The sequence below is a fragment of the Streptomyces sp. NPDC002845 genome, from assembly GCF_053591955.1.
In genome coordinates, this window is sequence record NZ_JBSFUU010000002.1 from 179,485 (window position 1) to 202,128 (window position 22,644).

A 22,644-nucleotide genomic window follows, 5' to 3' on the forward strand; every position below is an offset into this window, starting at 1 on the left:
GCTTAGTGTCGAGACATGGAAGGCACCCCTACCCCCACCAACAGCACCCTCCAGCCGTACGCGAACCACACCCCACCCCCCGGCTACGACCCGGCGTCAGTCGCCCGCTGGGCCCCCGAGCCCGACAAACGCCCCGGCCGCACCGCCTTCCAGCGCGACCGCGCCCGCGTACTGCACTCCTCCGCGCTCCGCCGCCTCGCGGGCAAGACCCAGGTGGTCACCCCGGGCACGAGAAGCCAGGCCTGGGACCCCAGCCCCCGCACCCGGCTGACCCACTCCCTGGAGTGCGCCCAGGTCGGCCGCGAACTCGGGGCGGCCCTCGGCTGCGACCCCGACCTGGTCGAGGCCGCCTGTCTCTCCCACGACCTGGGCCACCCGCCCTTCGGCCACAACGGCGAACAGGCCCTCAACGAGTTCGCCGAGGACTGCGGCGGCTTCGAAGGCAACGCACAAAGCCTCCGGCTCCTCACTCGCATCGAACCCAAACGCTTCGTAACAAGCACAGGGACCGGCGAAAGAAACACGAGGACCGGCGAACGAAGCACAGGGACCGGCGAACTCGTCAGCGTAGGTCTGAACCTGACCCGCGCCGCCCTCGACGCCGCCACCAAGTACCCCTGGCCGCGCGGCAGTCACCCCACCGCCCCGGCGTCACCGAAATTCGGCGTGTACGACGACGACCGTCCCGTCTTCGACTGGGTCCGCATGGGCGCGCCCCGGCACAGGACCTGCTTCGAGGCGCAGGTCATGGACTGGTCGGACGACGTGGCGTACTCGGTGCACGACTTCGAGGACGGACTGCACGCGGGCCACATCGACCCCAACTGTCTGCAGGCCGAGCCGGAACGGCAGGCGGTGTTCGAGGTGGCCATCGGGCGGTATGTCCCCGCCGGCACCGACCCGGCCGAGCTCGCCGAAGCCCTCGACCGGCTCCTCGACCAGGAGTGGTGGCCGCACGGCTACGACGGCTCGGCGGTCGCGCAGGCCCGCCTGAAGGACGCCACCAGCCAGCTCATCGGCCGCTTCTGCCTGGCCGCCGAGGGCGCGACGCGGGAGGCGTACGGCAGCGGACGGCTCACGCGCTACGCCGCCGAACTGGTCGTCCCGCGCGGGGCACGGATGGAGTGCGCGGTGCTCAAGGCGGTCGCCGACCGGTACGTCATGCAGCGCGCCGAACAGGAGCGGCTCCGCGCCGACCAGCGCATCGTCGTCGCCGAACTGGCCGAGGCGCTCACGGCCCGCGCGCCGGACGGACTGGATCCGCAGTTCCGCGCGCTGTTCGACGAGGCGGACGCGGCGGCGGACGACCGTGCGCGCAAACGTGTGATCGTCGATCAGATCGCGGCCCTCACCGACGCGTCGGCGCGCACGTTGCACGCGAGACTGAGGGGACGTATGTGACGTTCAAACGAGCAGGGTGTGACCCTGCGTGGCCTGAACGGGCCACTCCCTCTTCCCGCATCACGCTGCGTGCGGGACGCTCGCATGTGGCGACAGCCGCAGTGTTCATCCGGGAGACATTCCCGGGACCCCCGGCAGGAGGCATCAAGTGGTCGACGCGGATCAGACATTCGTCATCGTCGGAGGCGGACTCGCCGGCGCCAAGGCGGCCGAGACGCTCCGAGCGGAGGGCTTCACCGGCCGCGTCATACTGATCAGCGACGAACGCGACCACCCCTACGAGCGCCCCCCGCTGTCCAAGGGCTACCTGCTGGGCAAGGAGGAGCGCGACAGCGTCTTCGTGCACGAACCCGGCTGGTACGCGCGCCACGACATCGAGCTGCACCTCGGCCAGACCGTCGACGCCATCGACCGCGCCGCCAGGACGGTCCGCTTCGGCGAGGACGGCACCCTCGTCCACTACGACAAGCTGCTGCTCGCGACCGGCGCCGAGCCCCGCCGCCTGGACATCCCGGGCACGGACCTGGCCGGCGTCCACCACCTGCGCCGCCTCGCCCACGCCGAGCGCCTCAAGCACGTCCTCGCCGCCCTCGGCCGGGACAACGGCCACATCGTCATCGCGGGCGCCGGCTGGATCGGCCTGGAGGTCGCGGCGGCGGCCCGTGAGTACGGCGCCGAGGTCACCGTCGTCGAACCCGAGCCGACTCCGCTGCACGGCGTCCTCGGCCCCGAGCTCGGCCAGCTCTTCGCCGAGCTGCACCGCGAGCACGGCGTGCGCTTCCACTTCGGCGCCCGCCTCACCGAGATCACCGGCCAGGACGGCATGGTCCTCGCCGCCCGCACCGACGACGGCGAGGAACACCCCGCCCACGACGTCCTCGCCGCCATCGGCGCCGCCCCCCGGGTCGCTCTCGCGGAGGCGGCGGGGCTGGAGCTGGCCGACCGCGCACAGGGCGGAGGCATCGTGGTGGACGCGCGGCTGCGCACGTCCGACCCCGACGTCTACGCCGCCGGTGACGTCGCCGCGTTCCCGCATCCGCTGTTCGACACGCGGTTGAGGGTGGAGCACTGGGCCAACGCGCTCAACGGCGGCCCGGCGGCCGCCCGCTCCATGCTCGGCCGTGAGCTGACGTACGACCGTGTGCCCTATTTCTTCTCCGACCAGTACGACCTGGGCATGGAGTACAGCGGCTGGGCGCCCCCGGGTTCGTACGACCAAGTGGTGATTCGTGGGGACGCGGGGAAGCGGCAGTTCATCGCGTTCTGGCTGAAGGAGGGGCGGGTGCTGGCGGGGATGAACGTGAACGTGTGGGACGTCACAGAGGGGATTCAGGCTCTGGTCCGCTCCGGCAGGGAGGTGGACCCGGAGGCGCTGTCGGATCCGCATGTGTCGTTGGAGAGCCTGGGCGCATAGGGCGTGTTCTGAGTCCGGATCACCATCGGGGCGTCAGCGTGGACTCCACCGCTGCCCGCGCATCACCGGGCGGCGGGCATGGTGGTCGGTCCACCTCGCGACCGGCGCTGCCGCCCGCTGTCCGTCATTCTCACCCCGACGTGACAGCACCCAGCGACCGGCGGGGACGTCGTCGTTCCCCGCCGGTCGCTGGGTGAAATGGCTTGGCCGGTAAGGGGCTTGGCCGTCAGGCCACCGAGCCCGAGCCCGAGCCCGAGCCCGAGCCCGAGCCCGCGCTCGCGATCGTGCCGCCCGGCCGTACGCGCCGCAGGACGCCGGCGACGGCTTCGACCGCCCGGTCCGCTTCGGCCTCGGTCATGACGAGCGGCGGGGAGAGGACGAGGTTGTGGCTGTTGCCGACGCGCACGACGACGCCGGTCTCGTCGCGGATGACGTCGGCGATGCCGGGGCCGGGCTCGGGCAGCGGCCGGCGGCTCTCCTTGTCGGCCACCAGCTCCAGTGCGATGCCCATGCCCGCCTGGCGGATCTCGCCCACGACGGGCAGGTCCCGCAGCGGCTCCAGCCGGGCGGCGAGGTGGGCGCCCGTGCGCAGGGCCGCCTTGAGCAGGTTCTCGCGTTCGATGATCTCCAGGTTGGCCAGGGCGACCGCGCAGGAGACCGGGTGGCCGCTGAAGGTGTAGCCGACGGGGTAGCCGTGGCCCGTCATGACCGTCTCGCCGACCTCACGGCTCAGCAGGACCGCGCCGAGGGGGGCGTAGCCACTGGTCAGGCCCTTGGCGGTGATCATGATGTCGGGTGTGATGCCGTAGCGGTCGGCGGCGAACCAGTGGCCGATGCGGCCGAAGGCCGTGACGACCTCGTCGAGGATGAGCAGGATGCCGTGGCGGCGGAGTACGGCGTCCATCCGGGGCCAGTAGTCCTCCGGCGGGATGACCATGCCGGCGACGCCCATGACCGGCTCAGCGATCATGGCGGCGATGTTCTCCGGGCCGATCCGCTCGATGGTGGCTTCGAGTTCGGCGACGCAGTGGTCCGTCGGGTTCTGCCCGTCGAACAGCCAGGTGCGGAAGGGGTGCGGCGGGGTGAGGTGGGCGACGTCGGGCAGGTGCGGGCCGACGCCCGCCTTCATGTAGTCGAAGCCGGTCGCGGTGCCTCCGCCGTAGGTCAGGCCGTGGTAGGCCGTCGTGCGGGACAGGATCCACGTACGGGAGGACTCGCCGCGCTGGGCGTGGTAGTAGCGCGCGGTCTTGATGGCGGCGTCGTTGCCCTCGGAGCCGCCGGAGGTGAAGTAGACGTGGTCGAGGCCCTCCGGGGAGAGCTGTGCCAGCTTCTGCGCCAGCTCGATGGAGCGCTCGTGGGAGAAGTCTCAGAAGGTGGTGAAGTACTCCAGGCACCGCATCTGTGCGGAGGCGGCGTCGGCGATCTCGTCCCGGCCGTGGCCGACCTGGGCCAGCCACAGGCCGCCCGTCGCGTCGAGGTACTCCCGGCCCGCCGCGTCCCACAGGGTGCAGCCCTTGCCCCGTACGAAGACCGTGCGGTCCTTGGCGTCGAGAGGGAGGTACGGGTGGACGACGTGGCGGCGGTCGAGATCGAGCAGGGTCTGCAGGTTCCGCGTGGTCAACGGTGTTCCTTTCTATGGCGGTTCGAGAGGCCGGCGGGTTGTTCACGGCGGTTCTAGAGTCCGGCGGGTTGTTCACGGCGGTTCGAGACCGGCGGGTTGTGTACGGCGGTTCGGGATCCCGCGGGCCGGTTACGACGTCGTGGGCGTTCCGGCCGCTTCCGGAGCCGTCGCGGTGGGAGAAGCGGTGGCGGGGGCCGTGAGCCGTACGACCCGTCCGCGCAGGGAGGCGTAGGCCGCCGCGGCGAGTGCCAGGAGACCGGCGACGGGGATCAGCCAGGGCAGGAGGGAGGCCGGGCCGCCGGTGATCCCGGTGAGGATGCCGAAGTTGTCGATGGCGAGCACGGTGCCGCTTTCCAGACCGAGCGCGCCGAGCAGCGGCGCCACCAGGGTTCACTCGAAGCGCGGAGCACAGCGCAGGGGCCAGCCGTCCATCTCCTCAAGGGCGGAGGCCAGCCGCACGAGCGTCGCCTCGTCCCAGGGCCCGCCGATCAACTGGCTGCCGATGGGCAGGCCGTCGGGCGAGGTGTGGACCGGCAGCGTGATGGCGGGCAGACCGGAGATGTTGCAGAGGGCGGTGAACGAGATCATCTGGTTCTCGGTCATCCGCGGTCCGCCGGGGTCGGCGTTGGCCTCCGCCAGACAGGCTCCGGCCCGCGGAGGCGGGCAGGCGAGGGTCGGGGTGAGCAGAACGTCGAAGTCGCGGCCCCACTGGGCGCGGACCTCCACGGCCTCCTGCTGCAGAAGCACGGCCGCCTTGGCGTAGGCACCCGAGTGGCGGGTCTCGGCACGCTCCATCCGGAACCGCAGATGCGGTTCGGCCAGCTCAGGCTTGTCGTAGGGCGCGGACCACAGCGCCGCGTCCAGGATGGTCTGCGCGTACCCGAGGACCGCCTCCTCGGTGAAGAGGCGCGGCGCCACCGGGAAGACGGCGTGTCCGAGCGACTCAAGCATCCTCGCGGTCCGCTCGGCCGCCTCCACGCACACCGGATCCACGGGCAGTCCGGTGGGCGCCTCCAGCAGCAGGCCCACCCGCAGTGGCCCGCACTCCCGGCCCAGTTCCTCGGAGAACGGCCGCTCCGGCGCGGGCGCCCCGTACATCACCAGGCTGTCCGGCACGCTCATGACGTCCAGCAACGCGGCCGCGTCCCGCACCGTCCGGGTGACCGCCCCCTCGACCGTGGCGTGCTCCCAGGCCGCCACGTACTGCGGCACCCGCCCGCGGCTGGGCTTGAGCCCGACCAGCCCGCAGCACGAGGCCGGCATGCGGATCGAGCCACCGCCGTCATTGGCGTGGGCGACGGGCGCGAGCCCCGCGGCGACGGCCGCCGCGGCACCGCCGCTCGAACCCCCCGGCGAGTAGTCCGTGTTCCAGGGGTTGCGGGTGATCCCGTAGCGGGAGCCCTCCGTGACGCTCAGCAGGCCCATCTCCGGCGTGCTGGTCCTGCCCATCAACAGGACCCCGGCGTCCAGGAGCCTGGTCACGACAGGGTCCGTGACCGCGCGAGGCGTGTCGTCGCAGCCACGGCTGCCGAACGTGGCCGGCTGCCCGGCCACCATGGTCAGATCCTTGATGGGAATGGGCACCCCGTGAAGGGCGGGCAGTTCTGTGCCGTCCATGACGGCACGCTCGGCCTTGCGGGCGGCTTCACGCACCTCCTCGTCGTTGCGCCAGACGAATGCCCCGATCGCGGGGTCGAACCGGTCGATGCGCTCCAGATAGGTGTCGACGATCTCAACGGGGCTGAGTTCACGCTTGCGTACCGCCTCTGCCAGACGCACGGCGGAGTCGAACGGGTTCATGGGGGTCCAATCTGTGACGGTGACGGATGTGGGGCTGCGGGGTCAGCCGATGGTGAGCAGCCGGTCGAGCTCCTCCCGGTTCTGCGCTGTGCTCGGGCCGTCGAAGACGACCCGGCCGGCCTCCATGACGACCGCCCGGTCCCAGCGGTCGCCGAGAAGCCCGGTGTGCTGGTCGACGGTCACCACGGCCACGCCGGTGGCGGCGATGAGGCTCAGCGCGTCCAGGACCTGCTGGACGACCGAGGGCTGAAGCCCCTGGGTGAGCTCGTCCACCACGATCAGTGACTGTCCGGAGAGCATCGCCCGGGCGATGCCGAGTTGCTGCTTCTGCCCGCCGGACAGCGTTCCCGCGGGCTGCCGGCTCCGTTCGGTCAGCAGGGGGAAGATTTCGTGGGGATCGACCGCCGGGACGAAACCCCGGCGCACGGCCAGGCGAAGGTTCTCCGCGACCGTGAGGGTGGGAAACACACCTCGGTCCTCGGGCATGAGGGCCGCGCCCCATCGCGCCGGCAGCTCCGGGCGGCCCGGCGGCACGGCACGTCCCGCCAGGCGCACGCCTCCGCCCTGCCGGTCGGCCAGGCCGAAGACGGTGCGCAGCAGGGTGGTCTTGCCGGTTCCGTTGCGGCCCAGCAGCGCGACGCGCTCGCCCGGAGCGACACGCAGGGTCACGTCGCGGACGACGGCCGCCTGCCCGTACCCGCCGCACAGTCCGTCCAGTCGCAGCATCAGTGCACCCCCAGGTATGCCTCGCGCACCGTGGGATCGGCGGCGACCTCGTCCATGGACCCGTGGGCGATCACCTGTCCGTCGTGCAGGACCACGACATCGTCGGACAGTTCGCGGACGATCGCCATGTCGTGCTCGACGACGAGCAGTGCGCAACCCGTCCGGCGCGAGACGTTCCTCAGTTCGCGGACGAGAGCGCGGGCGTCGTCGGGTCCGAGCCCGGCCGCGGGTTCGTCGAGCAGCATCAGCCGGGGCGCTCCGGCCAGCACCATGGCCAGCTCCAGCCGCCGCCGGTCGGCCAGCGGCAGGGCCCTGGCCTCACTCGTCTCGTCGCCGGCCAGGTCGTCGTACTCGGCGGGCAGCTCCACGTGCCGTGGCGCGTCCAGCCGGGCCAGCCTGATGTTGTCGGCCGGCGACAGCTGCGTCAGGATGCTGGGGATCTGGAACATCCGGCCCAGGCCCAGGCGTACGCGCTCGTGGACGGGCATCGCGGTGGCGTCCGCGCCGAAGATCCTCACCTCTCCCGCGTCGGCGGCGAGCTGGCCCGCGATGACGGCGAGCAGGGTGGACTTGCCCGCACCATTGGGGCCGATCAGGCATACGCACCGGCCGTCCTCGACCGTAAGGTCCACGCCGCGCAGCACGTTCACCGGGCCGAAGGACTTGCGGATGCCTTGCAGCGCGACGGCGGGTCCTTCACCGGCGTCGTCGCCCGCGTCCTTCCGGTGGTGCGCCACCGCCGCGGCCGGCGGCAGCTTTACCGCCGGGCCGCGCGTGAAGGCCTTGGCGAACCCCGCCAGACCCGCCGGGGCGACCTGGACCACCAGCACGAACAGGGCGGCGAGCGCGAGCACGTACCAGCCCTGCCAGGTGCTGCCGAGCATCTGTCCGCCCGCCGTGATCAGGATCGCCCCGAGGAACGGGCCCAGGGTCGATTCCCTGCCCCCCAGGGCGAGCCAGACGAGCACGCTGGTCGACAGAGCGAGCCCGAAGACCTGCGGTGACACCAGCCCCGCGACGGGCGCGTACAGCGCGCCCGCGACCGCCGACACCGCCGCGCTGGCCGCGAACGCCGTGGTCCGCACGCGCACCGGGTCGGTGCCGGTCTGGGCGGCGCGCTCCGGGTTGCGGGACGCGGCGATCAACCGTGCACCGAACCGGCTGCGAACCACCGTGACGCTGGTCGTGGCCACGACGACGGCCACGACCAGGAGGGTCAGGTAATAGGCGGAGACCGTTCCCTGGCTGCTGATCGACAGCCCGTTGGTCCCACCGGTCAGATCCGTGAGGCTGTTGGCCGCGTGCTGGAGCAGCAGGCTCACACCGATCGTCAGCAGGATGAGTGGTGCGTCGGGCACACCGGAGGCCAGTCCGATCCGGACCATCGGCAGCGCGATGAGGACGGAGGCCACCAGGGCCGCCGCCAACAGCGCGGTGAGCGGCCAGCGGTGCTCCTGGCTGAGCGCGACGGCGTAGGCACCGAGCCCGAAGAACGACGCGTGGCCCACGCTGAGCAGTCCGGCCCGCCCCCAGGAAAGGTCGAGGCCGTGGGCGAACAGCCCGTTGCACAGTCCCAGTGTCAGGGTGGCCAGGGCGAACGTGCTCAGCCCGAACGGAGCCGCCGCCAGGAGCACGAGGACCAGCGCGAAGCGCACCGCCGCACCCGCGCGGGCACGTCGCCGCACGGATCGCGGCGCGGCCGTGTCACCGCGGCCGCCCGGCCCGTCGTGTGCGTCGCGGGCGGACGGCGGCGGCAGCACGCCGACCTCGTCGCCGCGCCGGCCGGCGTCGCGCCCCGGGGCGGTCACGCGCACCCCGGCTTGCTCGTGGTGTCGGCGACGCGGCCGAGCTCGCGGCTGACCTCGTATGTGCCGCCCTGCTTGATCGTCACTTGGAGCATGTCCGCCTGGAGCACGTGATTGGTGGGCTCGAATCGGGTGCCCTTGCCCAGGGGCGAGTCGAACTTCAGCCGTCCGATCTCGGTGTTGACCGCCTTGCCGTCGGCGTCGTCGGCCTTCTGCGCGGCGGCCAGGAAGAACTGGACGCCGAAGTACGCGTTGCCCGCCACCTCGGGCATCGGGCCTTTGAACTCGTACGCCGCCCGGTAGTCGGCCACGAACGCGCGGCTGTCGGGGTCGTCCAGGCTGTCGGTCCAGCGGACCGTGTGCGTGCGGCCGTTCACCAGCTTGCTGAGGGCCGGGTAGTAGTCGCTGTCCAGCGGTGCGCCCTCGTAGCCGAGTTCGGGTGTGAGCAGTCCGAACTGATCGGCCTGCTGGCTGAACGAGACCGCGTCGGAACCGACGACCATGGTCAGCAGCACGTCCGGCCGGGCGGCCTTGAGCCGATTGATCACCGGCTGCCAGTCGGTCTGCCCGATCGGGCTGAACTCTTCGGCGACGACGGAGCCGCCCGCCTGCTTCACCGCCTTCTTGGCGATTTCCGCGTAGAGGTGTGGGTAGCTGTAGTCCGACCCGACGATCGCGACCTTCTTGCCGTAGGTGTCGACAAGCTCGGGGACGGTCGGCTTGAGCAGTTGGCGGGTGCTCTCGCCGAAGCCCCAGGCGTAGGGGTGGCACTTCTCGGCATCGCCGAGTATCGCCGTGCCGAACGGGACCTCCGCGTCGTCCGCGACGTTGGACACGGCCTCGGCGGTGTCCCCGGTGATCGTGCCGAAGAGCATCGACACCCCGTCCCGCTGGACGAGCCTGCGGGCCAGCTGCGTCGAGGTGGCCGGGTCGCCCGCGTCGTTGACGACGATGTACTCGACCTTCCTGCCGTTCACACCGCCGGCGTCGTTGACCTTCTTGACGCCCAGTTCGAAGCCGTTGCGCAGGGCCTTGCCGGTCGTGGAGACGGGCCCGGTGAGCGGCACGATCAGACCGATCCTCAACGGCCCGTCCCCGCCGTCCTGGGTGTCCGAAATCGCCGATCCGCCGCAGCCGCTCAGGGCCAGCAGGGCGGCGACGGTCAGGACGCCCGTGCCGGCACGCGAACGCGAACGCGAGTGAGCCATGACGTGTACCTCCGAATCCAGGGACGCGAGCGCAGCGCCGCGACCGCGACGACGATCAGATAGAAGAAGACCTCGGCCAGCACGTCGGTCAGCCAGGTACGCAGCAGCACCGACAGCGTGGCGATGAGGAGTGCGGCCCCCGCCGCCGTCGCGAGCGCGCCGGGGCGGCTGAACAGCAGCCCGAAGAACACCGGAACCAGCAGGCTGAAGCCCATGGTCGGATTCACCGCGAGCAGCGGGCTGTACAGCACCCCTGCCAGCACCGCCAGCAGCCCTCCCACCACGAACGCGGTGCTGCGCAGCCGGCGCGGGTCGATGCCGAGCAACGCCGCCATGGTCGGGTTGTCGGCCACCGCGCGCAGGGTGAGACCCCAGTCGGTCCGGTAGGCGGCGAACAGCACCAGGGCGACGACCGCGGCCGCGGCCAGGCCGCAGACCAGCCGGTAGACCGGATAGGGAGCGCCCAGCACCGTCACCGTCCCGTCGACCGGCGCCCCGACCGAACGAGAAGTGGAGGTGAACAGCAGCTCCGCCACCTGCCGCAGCGCCATGCCGACCCCCCAGGTGACGAGCAGGGTCGCCAGCCCGTCCGCGACGGGACGCCGCAGCAGCAGCCGTTCGATCAGCAGCAGCAACGGAACACTCGCCACCAGGGCAAGCGCCACCCTCCAGCCGAAAGCCGGGCCGGTGGCGATCGCCGCCGTGTAGGCCCCCACCATGACCAGGTCGCCCTGCGCCAGATTCACCACCCGGCTCGCCGCGAAGGTCACGGCCATGCCGACGGTGGTGAGCGCGTAGAGGCCGAAAAGGGTGAGGATCGCGAGGAGTACGTCCACGTGATGGTGTCCTTCCACTTCCGCGGACCGGGGATGAGTGCGACTATCTGCCAACCCCGACGTCCGCGTTGGTCCCAGAGCGCAGACCTCTGGTACTGGAGCGCAGTGGAGGAGTTGATGTCCCTCGAAGCCCGTCCGGACGGCACGCTCGTCTTCGGTTACCTGGACACGGAGTCCTCCGACCGCGCCAGGGCGTCCGACACCGTCCTGGTGAAGACGGCGGCCCCCTATGCCGCCGACATACGCTCGGAGCGGTTCGGTGCGCTTCCCGCCTGCGACATCGTCGGCGAGCAACGGGCCCAGGTCGGTTCGCACCCGCCGGCCTCGGCCCTCAGAGCCGAGACGCTGCTGGGGCTGCTGGTGGCGGGAGACGGGACGATCGAACAGAAGGGCCGCCGCTGCACGCTGTCGCCGGGCGACTTCATCCTCTACAGCGGTGGGCGCCCGTTCCGCCTCGACTTCGGCAGCGACTACCACTGGTTCCTGATGAGGCTGGACCACAGCACGGACACGCTCACGCGGCGGACCCCCGAGGCGATGGTGAACCAGGAGCTCGCTCGGTCCCCCGGCGGCCGGATCCTCTCCTCGATGCTCGTCGAACTCGCCCACCGGGGCCACCACCTCGGCCCGCTGTCGAAGGGAGAGATGGGCGAGCACGTCACCGGCATCGTCCGGACCCTCGTCCGCGAGTACGGTCGGCACGGCCGGCACCCGCAGCCCGCTCACGGGCACCGGCTGGAGCGCGTCCTTGAACACATCGACCTGCACTTGGCCGAGGAGCTCTCCCCCGCTCGGATCGCCGCCGCCCACCACATCTCGGTCCGGTCCCTGCACGCCATGTTCCAGCGACAGGGGGAGACGCTCGGCGACCACATCCGACGACGACGTCTGGACCGTATCCGCCAGGACCTGGCCGACCCCGACCTGGCCCACCTTCCGGCATACGCCGTGGCAGCCCGCTGGGGCATCCACGACCCGAGTTACTTCGGCAGAATCTTCAAGGCCGAATACGGTATCGCCCCGCGGGACTTCCGCTGCGGAACCCGGGTGTCACCGGAGCAGCGGCCTCCAGTGAGCGACGGTCGGGGATCTTGAGGTTCCAAGGTCATGGCGTACTCCTCCCGCGCCAACCGTTCCTACCCCATGGCGCCGACCCGGCGACGGTGCATGGAGCCGAATGGGTGCATGTGAGACCTCCTCCGCCCGACCTGTCTCCGGGGACTACCGACACTCCCGGCTGAAGATCCACAGACCCCTCCACCCCGGCACCGGCCCCGAACACGTCGTAGGGCCAGGCACCCGTCTGTCCTCGACAAGCCCAGCCCTCATGAGTGCGCAGACGCAAGATCCGGGCGGTGATCCCGGAGAAGGCCGACCAGGCGGCCAACCGTAAGAAAGAAGGGAACGGTTTCTGTGTGGCTGGTCGCGCCCGCGCGGCGGAGCCGCACCATGGCACAGCCCCGCGCCCCTGAAGGGGCGCTGCCCGTGCCCCAGAGTTGTCGGTCCTGCCCCGTAGAATCACGGCGTGGCAGGACGGATCAACGACGAGGACGTGAAGGCGGTACGGGACGCGGTCCCGATCGACGCCGTGGTGTCCGAGTACCTCCAGCTGCGTAACGCGGGCGGAGGAAACCTCAAAGGACTCTGCCCCTTCCACGACGAGAAGTCGCCGTCCTTCCAGGTCAGCCCGAGCAAGGGGCTCTTCCACTGCTTCGGCTGCCAGGAGGGCGGCGACACCATCACGTTCGTGATGAAGGTCGACCACCTCTCCTTCTCCGAGGCGGTCGAGCGGCTCGCGGCCCAGGCGGGCATCACGCTGCGCTACGAGGAGGGCGGCTACAACCCGTCCCACCAGCGCGGCGAGCGCATCCGCCTGGTCGAGGCCCACAAGATCGCCGCCGAGTGGTACGCCGAGCAGCTCGCCACCTCCCCCGAGGCCGAGACCGGCCGCCTCTTCCTCGCCGAACGCGGCTTCGACCAGGCCGCCGCCCTCCACTTCGGCGTCGGCTACAGCCCCCAGGGCTGGGACCACCTCACCCGCTACCTGCGCGGCAAGGGCTTCACCGACAAGGAGCTCCTCCTCTCCGGCCTCTCACAGGAAGGCCGCCGCGGCCCCATCGACCGCTTCCGGGGCCGTCTGATGTGGCCGATCCGTGACATCGGCGGCGAGGTCGTCGGCTTCGGCGCGCGCAAGCTGTACGAGTCCGACAACGGCCCCAAGTACCTCAACACCCCCGAGACGGCGATCTACAAGAAGTCCCAGGTCCTGTACGGCATCGACCTCGCCAAGAAGGAGATCGCGAGGACCAGGAGCGCGGTGGTGGTCGAGGGTTACACGGATGTGATGGCCTGCCACCTGGCCGGGGTGACCACGGCCATCGCGACCTCTGGTACCGCCTTCGGCGGCGACCACATCAAGATCCTGCGCCGCCTGCTGATGGACAAGACGTCGGCAAGCGTGATCTTCACCTTCGACGGCGACGCAGCCGGCCAGAAGGCGGCCCTGCGAGCCTTCGAGGACGATCAGAAGTTCGCTGCCGAGACGTACATCGCGATCGCACCGGATGGCATGGACCCGTGCGAACTGCGCCTGGTGAAGGGCGACGGGGCAGTCACAGAACTGATCGAGTCTCGTACGCCGCTGTTCAAGTTTGCTCTGCAACAGATCGTGAAGCGCTACGACTTGGAGACCCCTGGAGGCCGAGCGGCAGCCCTGGAAGAGGCCGCCCCTGTGGCGGCCCGGATCAAGGAGCGCACCGCGCGGCGTGAGATGGCCGTGGAGCTTGCCGGCCTGGTGGGCATTCTGGACCCCGAGTTCGTAGTGGACCGTGTCGGCTTCCTTCATCGGCGCAGCGGCGGCCAGGGCCCGGTGTCCAGGCCCGTACCTTCCGGCCAGACTGATACGTCTCCTCCCCGGGCCTTCGGGGGTCCCCCTTTGAACCTGCGCAACCCTGTCCACAAGGCGGAGCGCGAGCTGCTCAAACTGGCCTTGCAGCAACCGGAGTTGGTCTCCCCGGCCTTCGACGCGTTCGAAGTCGACGAGTTCACCGCCCTGCCTTACGCGGCCGTACGGCAGACGATCGCGGATGCGGGTGGCACGGAGTACGGCGCTCAGAACCCTCAGGACTACTTGGTCCAGGCCCGCGAGGCTGCCCCGGACGACGCGGTGCGTGCGATGGTGACGGAGCTGGCGGTCGAGGCCATCATGCGGCGCGCCGTGGACGAGATGTACGCGGGCAGCGTTCTGGTCTCGGTCCGCCGCCGCGCGGTCGAGCGCCGGATCCACGACGTCCAGTCCACCTTGACCCGCCTGACGATGAGCGGCGACCCTGCCGCCCTGGCGGCCGTACAGAACGAGTTGTGGGTGCTCCAGCAGTACGACCAGGCGCTGCGGGAGAGGGGCGCGGAGGCGCTCTGAGGCCGTGGGCCCTGGCCGACCCCGGCCGGGCCTTGGCTGAGAGGCCCTGGCGCACATGCCAATCCGGTACGCCCCTCAAGGCGTTTCACGCCCTCTCAGCAGCGCACTCGTACGGCAGGGTAACCACGCGGTCACGGACCGGACTCAAAAAGTCACCGCACGCCCCTCGTGGCGGCGATGTGTCGTACTCCACACTGGGTTCCGGTGCCTGAGTCCTCGGAGCGCGGCCGACCCGTCCCCCACGGGTCCGAGTTCCCCGCGGTTCCGCTCAATGACTACGGGATGGACGGCGGCGAGGCCGGCGACGCCATCCCCGACGTTCCGCTGCCGCACGCTTCAGCAGCGACATTCCTGGAGGTCGCCCCCGTGCAGACCCAGACCCTCACCCAGACCGACATCAGTACGGCCAGTACGGCCGGTACGGATACCGCCGACGGCACGGAGCCGGACGCGGAGAGCGCCGTGTTCACGGCGGTGCCCGCGCAGAGCCGGATCGCACACCACCCCGAGGCGGAGCCCGAGGCGCCGCCGGAACTCGGCGAGCCGCCCGCGGACGCGGTGGTGGAGACGACGGCCGAGGCGCCGGAATCCGTGGAATCCGCGGAACCCGTGAGCCTGCCGCGTGTCCGCACCGACACGGGCGGACCTTCCTCGGACCTGTTCCGCCAGTACCTGCGCGAGATCGGCCGCATCCCGCTGCTGACGGCCGCCGAGGAGGTCGAGCTCGCCCGGCGTGTCGAGGCGGGCCTGTTCGCCGAGGAGAAGCTCGGCAACACCCCCGACCTCGACAGCCAGCTCGCCCTCGACCTCGACAAGCTCGTCGTCATGGGCCGGATGGCCAAGCGGCGCCTGATCGAGGCGAACCTGCGGCTCGTGGTGTCGGTGGCGAAGCGGTACGTGGGGCGCGGTCTGACCATGCTGGACCTCGTCCAGGAGGGCAACCTCGGTCTGATCCGGGCCGTCGAGAAGTTCGACTACGCCCGCGGGTACAAGTTCTCGACGTACGCCACCTGGTGGATCCGCCAGGCCATGTCCCGTGCCCTGGCCGACCAGGCCCGCACGATCCGGGTCCCCGTCCACGTGGTCGAGTTGATCAACCGGGTCGTCCGTGTCCAGCGGCGCATGCTGCAGGAACGGGGGTACGAGCCCACCCCGGAGGAGGTGGCGGCCCACCTGGACCTGCCGCCCGAGCGGGTCAGCGAGGTCCTGCGCCTCGCCCAGGAGCCGGTCTCCCTGCACGCCCCGGTGGGCGAGGAGGACGACGTCGCCCTCGGCGACCTGATCGAGGACGGCGACGCGACCAGTCCCGTGGAGTCGGCCGCCTTCCTGCTCCTCAGGGAGCACCTCGAAGCGGTCCTCTCCACCCTCGGCGAACGCGAACGCAAGGTCGTCCAACTCCGCTACGGCCTGGCGGACGGCCGCCCCCGCACCCTGGAGGAGATAGGCCGCATCTTCGGCGTCACCCGGGAACGGATCCGCCAGATCGAGTCCAAAACCCTCAACAAGCTCCGCGACCACGCGTTCGCGGACCAGTTGCGGGGTTACTTGGACTGACGGGGGTTGCACGCGGGGGCCCGCACCGGCGTTTCTCGCCCCCGCCGCCCCTACCCGTCCCATCCCCCAGGGGCTGCCGCCCCTTCGACCCCGCCAGGGGCTGCGCCCCTGGACCCCCGGGGCGGGTGGGTTGCCTGCGGGTGGGTGGGGGTGCTGCGGGATCGGCCTGAACGGCCTCGTCCTCAAGCGCCGGACGGGCTGGTGGTGCCTGGCCCGGGCTGCAAAGGCTGGCGTGGGCTGGAGCCGCGCCCCTTCAGGGGCGCGGGGTGTATCGATATGCGGCTACGCCGCGTGGGCGCGACAAGCCACACACAACCCGCAGCTCCCCGACAACCCACACCACCCATCCCCTGGCGGGGTCGAAGGGGCGGAGCCCCTGGAGGATGGGACGGGTAGGGGCGGCGGGGGCGAAACCAATGCACGCGCACCCCCACCCCCCCCACCCCCGATCAATCCACCTCAGCCACCGCCTCCGCGAACTGCGCCTTGTACAGCCGCGCATAAGCCCCGCCCCCCGCCAGCAACTCCGCGTGGCCCCCCTGCTCCACAATCGCCCCGTTCTCCATCACCAGAATCGTGTCGGCATCCCGAATCGTCGACAACCGATGCGCGATCACGAACGACGTCCGCCCATGCGCGAGCTTGGCCATCGCCTTCTGGATCAGCACCTCGGTCCGGGTGTCCACGGAACTCGTCGCCTCGTCCAGCACCAGGATCACGGGGTCGGACAGGAAGGCCCGGGCAATGGTGATGAGCTGCTTCTCACCCGCGCTCACCCCCGCCCCCTCGTCATCGATCACCGTGTCGTACCCGTCCGGCAACGTCCGGACGAACCGATCCGCGTGAGCCGCCCGAGCCGCCTCCTCGATCTCCCCCCGCGTCACCTCACGAGAGGCCCCGTACGCGATGTTCTCGGCGATCGTCCCCCCGAACAGCCACGTGTCCTGGAGCACCATCCCGATCCCGGCCCGCAACTCGTCACGGGACATCGCCGCGATGTCGACCCCGTCCAGCGTGATCCGCCCGCCCGTGACGTCGTAGAACCGCATCAGCAGATTCACGAGCGTCGTCTTGCCGGCGCCCGTGGGCCCGACGATCGCGACCGTCTGCCCGGGCTCGACCTTCAGCGACAGATCCTCGATGAGCGGCTTCTCGGGCTCGTACCGGAAGGAGACCCCCTCCAACGCCACCCGCCCCCGCAGCTCCTCCGGCCGCACGCCCGGCACAGGGTCCGCCCCCTGCTCCTCCGCGTCCAGCAGCTCAAAGATCCGCTCGGCCGAGGCAACCCCCGACTGCACCAGGTTCGCCATCGACGCCACCTGCGTCAGCGGCATCGAGAACTGCCGCGAGTACTGGATGAAGGCCTGCACATCACCGATCGACAGTGCCCCCGACGCGACCCGCAGCCCACCGACCACGGCCACGAGCACATAGTTGAGGTTCGACACGAAGAACATCAGCGGCTGCATGACCCCGCTGTTGAACTGAGCGCGGAACCCGGCCTCGTACAACCGCTCGTTCTGCTCGGCGAACAGCTTCGCCGACTCCTCCTGTCGCCCGAACACCTTGACCAGCGTGTGCCCGGTGTACATCTCCTCGATGTGGGCGTTGAGCTTCCCGGTGGTCCGCCACTGCTGCACGAAGTGCGGCTGCGACCGCTTGCCGACCCGTGTGGCCACGACGAAGGACAGCGGTACGGTCACCAGCGCGACCAGCGCCAGCAGCGGTGACACCCAGAACATCATCACCAGCACACCCACGATCGTCAGCAGCGAGTTGACGAGCTGGCCGACCGACTGCTGAAGGGTCTGGCCGATGTTGTCGATGTCGTTCGTGGCGCGGCTGAGGACCTCACCGCGCTGCCGCTGGTCGAAGTACGACAGCGGCAGTCGCGACAGCTTGGCCTGCAGGTCCTCGCGCAGGTGGTACATGGTCCGGTTGATGGCCCGGTTCGAGAGTCTCGTCGACGCGGCCATCAACAAACCCGCCGCCACGAACACGGCGAAGGCCACGAGCAGGACGTTGCCCACCGCCGTGAAGTCGATGCCCTGGCCGGGGGTGAAGTCGGTGCCGGACAGCATGTCCGCCACGCCGTCGTCCCCGCGTTCCCGCCTGGACTCCAGCACCTCGGCCTTCGTCTCACCTGCGGGCATCTCCCGCCCGACGACCCCCGCGAACACCAGGTCCGTCGCCCTGCCGAGAATCCACGGCCCCAGCACGGACAGGCCCACGCTCAGCACTCCGCACGCGAGCATCGCGTACATGGTGGCCCGCTCGGGCCTGAACTGCGCGATCAGCCGTTTCCCGGACCCCTTGAAGTCCATCGTGTGCGCGTCGGGGCCGCTCCCGGCCACCATCCGAGCCATCGGCCCCGCCATCAGGCAGCCTCCGCTTCCGTGAGCTGGGACAGGACGATCTCCCGGTAGGTCTCGTTGTCCGCCATCAGCTCGTGATGGCGTCCGGTGCCGACGACCCGGCCCTCGTCGAGGACGACGATCCGGTCGGCGTCCCGGATGGTCGCCACGCGCTGGGCGACGATCACGACGGTCGCCTCGGCGGTTTCGCGGGAGAGAGCGGTACGCAGGGCCGCGTCCGTGGCGTAGTCGAGCGCCGAGAAGGAGTCGTCGAAGAGGTAGATCTCCGGGCGCTGCACCAGCGTCCTCGCGATCGCCAGCCGCTGTCTCTGCCCACCCGACACATTCGTGCCGCCCTGCGCGATCGGCGAGTCGAGCCCGTTCTCCAGCCTCTCCACGAACTCCTTCGCCTGCGCCACGTCCAGCGCGTGCCACAACTCCTCGTCGGTCGCGTCCGGATTGCCGTACCGCAGGTTCGTCGCGACCGTCCCCGAGAAGAGGTACGGCTTCTGCGGTACGAGCCCGACGGTCCGCGCCAGCAGCGTCGGGTCGAGCGTCCGCACGGCGACACCGTCGACGAGCACCTCGCCGTCGGTGGCGTCGAAGAGGCGGGGGACCAGGCCGAGAAGGGTGGACTTGCCGCTGCCGGTCGACCCGATGACGGCCGTCGTCTCGCCGGGCCGGGCCACCAGGTCGACGGATCTGAGCACCGGCTCCTCGGCACCGGGGTAGCGGAACCCGGCTCCCCGCAGCTCCAGCGTCCCGTGCCGCCGCAGCTCCCGTACGGGCGCGGAGGGCGGCACGACACTGCTCTCCGTGTCCAGCACCTCCTGGATGCGCTCGGCGCAGACCTCGGCGCGCGGCACCATCATGAACATGAAGGTGGCCATCATCACGGACATGACGATCTGCATGAGGTAGGCGAGGAAGGCGGTCAGGGCGCCGATCCGCATCCCGCCGCTGTCGATACGGTGCGCGCCGAACCACAGCACGGCGATCGACGACAGGTTCACGACCGTCATGACGATGGGGAACATCAGCGCGAGCAGCCGCCCGGTCCCGAGGGACACATCGGTGAGTTCGGTGTTCGAGCCCCGGAAGCGCTGCTTCTCGTAGTCGTCCCGTACGAAGGCGCGAATCACCCGGTTGCCGGTGATCTGCTCGCGCAGCACCCGGTTCACGGTGTCGAGCCGCTCCTGCATGGTGCGGAAGAGGGGACGCAGCCGCCGCACGATGAGGCTGACGCAGATGCCGAGCACCGGTACGACGGCCAGCAGCACGCCCGACAGCGGCACATCCAGCCCGAGCGCCATCACGATCCCGCCCACGCACATGATCGGCGCCGAGACCATCAGCGTGAACGTCATCAGGGTCAGCATCTGCACCTGCTGCACGTCGTTCGTCGTCCGCGTGATCAGCGAGGGCGCCCCGAAGTGGCCCACCTCACGCGCGGAGAACGACTGCACCCGGTCGAAGACGGCCGCCCGGACGTCCCGGCCGAGCGCCGAGGCCGTACGGGCGCCGTAGTACACGGCCCCGATGTTGCAGACGACCTGCGCCAGCGAGACGCCGATCATCAGCGCGCCGAAGGTCAGGATGTAACCCGTGTCCCCCTCGACGACGCCGTTGTCGATGATGTCCGCGTTCAGGGTGGGCAGGTAGAGGGTCGCGCAGGTCTGCACCAACTGCAGCAGCACCACCAGGGCGATGGGTCTCTTGTACGGACGGAGATGGGTTTTCAGCAGTCGTATGAGCACGCGTGGTCTCTCGGAGTCGGCGACGGGGTTGGGTGCACCACCCCCCATCGTCGGACACTCCGCCTGCGTTACCTCAACTGATTAAGCCAAGAGGTGGGTTTGTCGGTGATTTGTCGGTGAGGTGTCAATGGGTTGCCGTGGGTTGCCGATGGGTTGTCAGACCGTCAGGCCGTCAGGCCCGGAACGCCCCCGGATGCGTCTGTTCCCGTACCGACACGTACTGCTGCCGCACCGCCTGTCCGACCGCCAGTTCCTCGCCGGGCCCCAGGACCTGCCCGACCGCGCCCTGCCAGGCCGGCGGGGTGCGCGGGTCGAGGGTGCCCTGGGAGGCGCCGAGGGCCCAGGCCGCCTGCCGGGCGGCGCCGAGGGCGGCGTAGTCCGCGGGCTGCGGCACCACGACCTGCACCCCGAACAGCATGGGCGCGGCCGCCTGCACGGCGGGCAGTTCGGCCGCCGGGCCGAGCAGGAAGATCCGCCGTACGTCGACCCCGCGCCCGCGCAGCACGTCCAGCGCGTCCGCGAGCCCGCACAGCATGCCCTCGAACGCCGCCCGCGCCAGGTGCTCGGGCCTCATCGACTCCCGCCGCAGCCCGCTCAGCGTCCCGGCGGTGTGCGGCAGGTTCGGCGTCCGCTCACCCTCCAGATACGGCAGCAGCACAAGCCCGTGGGCGCCCGGCGTCGACTTCATCGCCAGGTCGGACAGCCCCTCCAGATCCGGCACCGAAAGCATCTCGGCGGCGCCGCGCAGGGTCCGTACGGCGTTGAGGGTCGTCACGACCGGCAGATGCATACCGGTGGCATCGGCGAGAGAGGTGATCATCCCGCTGGAGTCGACGAGCGCCTCGGGATGTACGGCCATGACGGACCCGGAGGCCCCCAGCGACACCACCGCGTCCCCGAGCCCTATCCCGAGCCCGAAGGCGGCCGCCATGGTCTCCCCGGTGCCGGCGGAGATGAGCAGCCCCTCCGGCGTCGTACCGGCGGCGTCGGACGGCCCGAGCACCTCGGGCAGCATGACCTGATGCCCGAGCGCGAGTTCGACGAGGTCGGTCCGGTACGAGCCCTTGGCCGCGCACCAGTACCCCGTACCGGAGGCCCCGCCCCGGTCGGTGGTCCGCCGCACCGGTCTCCCGAGCAACTGCCAGACCAGCCAGTCGTGCGCCTGCATCAGCACCGCGGTGCGTACGGCGGCGTCGGGCTCCGTCTTGCTGAGCCAGCGCAGCTTGGTCACGGGCTGCGCGGCCCCCGGTACGCATCCCACGGACTCCGCCCAGGCCTGCCGCCCCCCGAGCGCGTCGACGAGATCAGCCGCCGCGACCTGCGCCCGCTTGTCCCCGCCGACCATGGCCGGGCGCACGGTGTTGCCCTGCGAGTCCAGGGCGATCAGCCCGTTCTGCTGCGCCGACACCCCGATCGCCTGCACACCTTCGAGCAGCCCGCCCCCGGCCGCCTCACCCAGGGACAACAGCCAGGCCTGCGGGTCGATGTCCGACGGCCGCCCACCGCCCTCGGCCGATTCCACCGGGTGCGGGGCATAGCCCTGCCTGAGCACGGCCCCTGTGTCCGAGTCACAGACGACGATACGAGTGAAATCGGGCGAACTGTCCAGCCCGGCGACTATCCCCATGCCACAAATTCTGCCGTACGGGAAGGGGTGGGGGTGCCGCGCTGCACGAGCCGGGACGGGCGCGCGGCCGGGCGTCGCAGGCCTGGACACTGAACCCGGACGCTGAATCTGGACGCTGGACCTGGGGCCTGAACCCAGACGTTGGCCTCAGGCGTTGGACCGCGATGTCGGACCGCGATGTCGGACCGAGATGTCGGACCGAGCTAGGTGTTACTGGTCCCCCAGTCGTCCTCGCCGCTGTTGTTCGCGTTCCGCTCCCGCAGCGACCGGACCCGCTCGGCGACCGAGTCGGGCACACGGTCCCCGACCTTCTCGCTCACCGTGTGGTACGCCTTCCCTGCGAACGCGCGCCCCTGCTGGGCGGCCGACTCCGCGGTGTTGCGCACCGCCGGGTTCTGCGCGAACTGCCGGGCGGACTTCTTCAACTGCTCGTACCGCTCGCGCCCGGCTCGCGTGCCCAGCACGTACCCCAGGGCCACTCCGGCGACGAACGTGAGCCGATAGCGCATGGCGGCCACCTTTCCCTTGCGTCTGCTGCGTCTGCGTCGGTCCCCTGCGTTGCCCCTGCGGGCGCCGGGGCCGGGGGATACCGATTGGCGGAGCACCCCCCTGCTTGCGCTAATGTATGTGTCGCAGCGAGCGCGCGCCCCCTGGCGAATACCCAGGTAGGTACGTTCGATGCAACGAGGCATTCCTCCGTAGCTCAATTGGCAGAGCAGCCGGCTGTTAACCGGCAGGTTACTGGTTCGAGTCCAGTCGGGGGAGCTCGGTCCTCCGTAGCTCAATTGGCAGAGCAGCCGGCTGTTAACCGGCAGGTTACTGGTTCGAGTCCAGTCGGGGGAGCAGCCTGAACGAGGACCCCGTAGGGGTCCTTTTTCATGTCCTGCGGAACCGCGCGGGCCGCGCCACAGTCCTCAAGGTCAAGAAGCGCATGCGAAGCCGACCATCCGAAGCAGGAGATCGTATGAGCGGCTATGCTGCGGCAGACGGCGCGCACAAATGTGCGCGACGCGCCGTAACGGGGCGGTAGCTCAGCCGGTTAGAGCAGCGGACTCATAATCCGTCGGCCGTGGGTTCGAGTCCCACCCGCCCCACCACAGCGCCTCCAGGGCAGGAACGTTTT

Annotated in this window: 15 protein-coding genes, 3 tRNA genes and 1 pseudogene; 8 read left to right on the forward strand and 11 right to left on the reverse strand. The window is 70.5% G+C overall.

What is annotated here, in order from left to right:
* Positions 1-15: 15 nt before the first annotated feature.
* Both ACWD3C_RS02045 and ACWD3C_RS02050 read left to right on the forward strand, forming a co-directional pair.
* Positions 16-1,401: a deoxyguanosinetriphosphate triphosphohydrolase gene (locus ACWD3C_RS02045; protein WP_451139049.1), complete on the forward strand. Its 1,386-nt coding sequence runs from the start codon at positions 16-18 to the stop codon at positions 1,399-1,401.
* A gap of 148 nt (positions 1,402-1,549) precedes the next feature.
* A complete protein-coding gene (locus ACWD3C_RS02050; protein ID WP_451139051.1) occupies positions 1,550-2,815 on the forward strand; it encodes an NAD(P)/FAD-dependent oxidoreductase in 1,266 nt (421 codons plus the stop codon).
* A 226-nt stretch (positions 2,816-3,041) separates the two neighbouring features.
* Here the strand turns inward: ACWD3C_RS02050 and ACWD3C_RS02055 are convergent.
* The 7 genes and pseudogenes from ACWD3C_RS02055 to ACWD3C_RS02085 all read right to left on the reverse strand — a co-directional run bounded on the left by ACWD3C_RS02055 (position 3,042) and on the right by ACWD3C_RS02085 (position 10,811).
* Positions 3,042-4,436 (reverse strand): annotated as a pseudogene (locus tag ACWD3C_RS02055) (aminotransferase family protein).
* A 129-nt stretch (positions 4,437-4,565) separates the two neighbouring features.
* On the reverse strand, positions 4,566-4,820 hold the full coding sequence (locus tag ACWD3C_RS02060; RefSeq protein WP_451139053.1) for a hypothetical protein: 255 nt from the start codon (positions 4,818-4,820) through the stop codon (positions 4,566-4,568).
* Positions 4,821-4,826: 6 nt separating this feature from the next.
* Positions 4,827-6,236 (reverse strand): amidase, encoded by a 1,410-nt coding sequence (locus tag ACWD3C_RS02065; protein WP_451139055.1) that lies wholly within the window; start codon positions 6,234-6,236, stop codon positions 4,827-4,829.
* 42 nt (positions 6,237-6,278) lie between these two features.
* A complete protein-coding gene (locus ACWD3C_RS02070) occupies positions 6,279-6,962 on the reverse strand; it encodes an ABC transporter ATP-binding protein (protein WP_451139057.1) in 684 nt (227 codons plus the stop codon).
* Positions 6,962-8,770, reverse strand: coding sequence for a branched-chain amino acid ABC transporter ATP-binding protein/permease (locus tag ACWD3C_RS02075; protein WP_451139059.1), 1,809 nt, complete (start codon positions 8,768-8,770; stop codon positions 6,962-6,964). The genes ACWD3C_RS02070 and ACWD3C_RS02075 overlap by 1 nt, the downstream gene beginning before the upstream one ends.
* Positions 8,767-9,975, reverse strand: a complete 1,209-nt coding sequence (locus ACWD3C_RS02080; RefSeq protein ID WP_451139061.1) for an ABC transporter substrate-binding protein — start codon at positions 9,973-9,975, stop codon at positions 8,767-8,769. Before ACWD3C_RS02080 ends, ACWD3C_RS02075 begins: the two co-directional genes overlap by 4 nt.
* Positions 9,930-10,811 carry a branched-chain amino acid ABC transporter permease gene (locus ACWD3C_RS02085; RefSeq protein WP_451139063.1) on the reverse strand — a complete coding sequence of 294 codons (882 nt, stop codon included), beginning with the start codon at positions 10,809-10,811 and terminating at the stop codon, positions 9,930-9,932. The genes ACWD3C_RS02080 and ACWD3C_RS02085 overlap by 46 nt, the downstream gene beginning before the upstream one ends.
* 117 nt (positions 10,812-10,928) lie before the next feature.
* Here ACWD3C_RS02085 and ACWD3C_RS02090 point away from each other — a divergent pair, with 117 nt between their 5' ends.
* From ACWD3C_RS02090 to ACWD3C_RS02100, 3 genes are all read left to right on the forward strand, one after another.
* Positions 10,929-11,906: a helix-turn-helix domain-containing protein gene (locus ACWD3C_RS02090; protein ID WP_451139065.1), complete on the forward strand. Its 978-nt coding sequence runs from the start codon at positions 10,929-10,931 to the stop codon at positions 11,904-11,906.
* A gap of 430 nt (positions 11,907-12,336) precedes the next feature.
* The gene (gene dnaG / locus ACWD3C_RS02095) at positions 12,337-14,229 is read left to right on the forward strand and encodes a DNA primase (protein ID WP_451139067.1); all 1,893 of its coding nucleotides are present in this window, start codon (positions 12,337-12,339) and stop codon (positions 14,227-14,229) included.
* A gap of 204 nt (positions 14,230-14,433) precedes the next feature.
* Entirely contained in the window at positions 14,434-15,783 is a 1,350-nt protein-coding gene (locus ACWD3C_RS02100) for an RNA polymerase sigma factor (RefSeq protein WP_451139069.1), read from the forward strand.
* Between the two features lie 449 nt (positions 15,784-16,232).
* Here ACWD3C_RS02100 and ACWD3C_RS02105 read toward each other — a convergent pair whose 3' ends face one another.
* The 4 genes from ACWD3C_RS02105 to ACWD3C_RS02120 all read right to left on the reverse strand — a co-directional run bounded on the left by ACWD3C_RS02105 (position 16,233) and on the right by ACWD3C_RS02120 (position 22,030).
* Complete coding sequence (locus ACWD3C_RS02105) at positions 16,233-18,161, reverse strand: ABC transporter ATP-binding protein (protein ID WP_451139071.1); 1,929 nt, start codon at positions 18,159-18,161, stop codon at positions 16,233-16,235.
* Complete coding sequence (locus ACWD3C_RS02110; RefSeq protein ID WP_451139073.1) at positions 18,161-19,894, reverse strand: ABC transporter ATP-binding protein; 1,734 nt, start codon at positions 19,892-19,894, stop codon at positions 18,161-18,163. Before ACWD3C_RS02110 ends, ACWD3C_RS02105 begins: the two co-directional genes overlap by 1 nt.
* A 172-nt stretch (positions 19,895-20,066) precedes the next feature.
* Entirely contained in the window at positions 20,067-21,521 is a 1,455-nt protein-coding gene (locus ACWD3C_RS02115; protein ID WP_451139075.1) for an FGGY family carbohydrate kinase, read from the reverse strand.
* A 203-nt stretch (positions 21,522-21,724) separates the two neighbouring features.
* Complete coding sequence (locus ACWD3C_RS02120) at positions 21,725-22,030, reverse strand: YtxH domain-containing protein (RefSeq protein WP_451139077.1); 306 nt, start codon at positions 22,028-22,030, stop codon at positions 21,725-21,727.
* Positions 22,031-22,213: 183 nt separating this feature from the next.
* On the opposite strand from ACWD3C_RS02120, the gene ACWD3C_RS02125 reads away from it, so the two are divergent.
* From ACWD3C_RS02125 to ACWD3C_RS02135, 3 genes are all read left to right on the forward strand, one after another.
* A tRNA-Asn gene (locus ACWD3C_RS02125) sits at positions 22,214-22,286 on the forward strand.
* 5 nt (positions 22,287-22,291) lie between these two features.
* Positions 22,292-22,364, forward strand: a tRNA-Asn gene (locus tag ACWD3C_RS02130).
* A gap of 177 nt (positions 22,365-22,541) precedes the next feature.
* Positions 22,542-22,618, forward strand: a tRNA-Ile gene (locus ACWD3C_RS02135).
* The last annotated feature ends 26 nt before the right edge of the window (positions 22,619-22,644 follow it).